Origin of the sequence: Enhygromyxa salina (assembly GCF_002994615.1) — a bacterium.
In the GTDB taxonomy this organism is placed as follows: domain Bacteria; phylum Myxococcota_A; class Polyangia; order Nannocystales; family Nannocystaceae; genus Plesiocystis; species Plesiocystis salina_A.
In genome coordinates this window covers 1-1,548 of sequence record NZ_PVNK01000060.1, presented here as the reverse complement: position 1 = coordinate 1,548, position 1,548 = coordinate 1, and the positions used below count along the sequence as shown (strand labels likewise).

Annotated in this window: 1 protein-coding gene; it reads left to right on the top strand. The window is 71.0% G+C overall.

The window, feature by feature from the left end:
* Positions 1-1,095 (top strand): DUF2135 domain-containing protein (locus ENSA5_RS37060; protein ID WP_219906732.1); only part of this gene is annotated, 1,095 nt, incomplete at its 5' end.
* Positions 1,096-1,548: the final 453 nt, after the last annotated feature.

The window sequence follows — 1,548 nt, the reverse complement described above, 5'->3', positions numbered from 1 at the left end:
CCTCCACCCCCACCCCCGCCGACGCCCGAGGAGCTCGAGCAGCGCCGGATCGCGGCCGAGGCCGCGCAGCTCGAGCGTCAGCGTCGGGAGGCCGAGCTCGAGGCCCAACACGCGCGCATCCTCGAACAGGAGCGCGCCGCCGAGCTCGAGGCCCGGCGGACCGAGGGCAGCCCCTACTCCGGCAAGCTCTACGACGTGATGACCCTGCTCGACGCCGAGCGCAATCGAGAGGGGCTCGCGCTCGCGCTGGCCTGGCGCGACGAGAGCCCGGGCGACGTCCTGGCTCTGCTGGCCGTCGGTGAGGCGCTCGAGGCCCTCGACAAGCCCCGCGCGGCCGCCCGCGCCTACGGCTCGCTGATCGACCTGTTCCCCGCGCGGGCCGATCTTCGTCGCTACGCGGGCGCCCGGCTCGAGCGTCTCGGCGAGAGCGGCATGCGCCTGGCCGCCGACACCTACGCCCAGGCCGTGGCCCAGCGCCCCGACCACCCGGCGAGCCACCGCCTCCACGCCTACGCCCTCGTCCGCCTAGGCGAGCTCGAGCGCGCCCTTGATGCGATCGAGGCCGGGGCCAAGCACGAATACCCCAGCGACCGCTTCGCGGGCGTCAAGCGCATCCTCGCCGAGGACCTCGGCCTGATCGCCTCGGCCCTGATCAAGGCCCAGCCCCAGCGACGCAAGGAGCTCGAGGACCGCGTCCGTAAAGCCGGCGGCGTGATGCCCAGCGGCCCGAGCTTGCGCTTCGTGATGACCTGGGAGACCGACGCCAACGACGTCGACTTTCACGTCCACGACGGCAAGGGCGGCCACGCCTACTACGCCGAGCCGGAGTTGTTGCCCGCGGGGGGCAAGCTCTACGCCGACGTGATCACGGGCTACGGCCCGGAGTGCTTCACGATCGAGGGCAAGCCCGCCGCCTTCCCCTACCGCTTCGAGGCCAACTACTACTCGCGCGGCCCCATGGGCTACGGCATGGGCAAGCTCCAGATCCTCCAGAGCGACGGCCAGGGCGATCTGCGCTTCGAAGACCGGGTCTACGTGATCATGAAAGACCGCGCCTTCGTGAAGCTCGGGACCCTCGAGCACCCCCTTCGCTAGCGCCCCCTGCTGACCGCGCCAAGAAGGCGCCCAACGGCCCAAAGCGGGCACGCCCCCGCAAAGAGCAGAGCGCAAGATGATGCGCGACCAAGAGCCTTCTGCACCCCAGATGGAGAGGCGACGCCCCGAGCTCGGACCTCCTGCGGCCCAGCGCGGACCCAAACCGCGAGCGCCGCCTGCTGACCGCGCCAAGAAGGCGCCCAACGGCCCAAAGCGGGGTCACCCCCCCGCAAAGAGCAGAGCGCATGAAAGGCCGCAGGAGGTCCGAGTTCGGGGTATCGCCGTACGAAAAGCACCTTCGACGCGGGACCGACCGACATGGTGAAGCGCGACCAAGAGCCTTCTGCACCCCAGATGGAGAGGCGACGCCCCGAACTCGGACCTCCTGCGGCCCAGCGCGGACCCACAGCGGAGACGACAGAGCCTCACCAACAAGTCCGAGCGCCCCTGCGC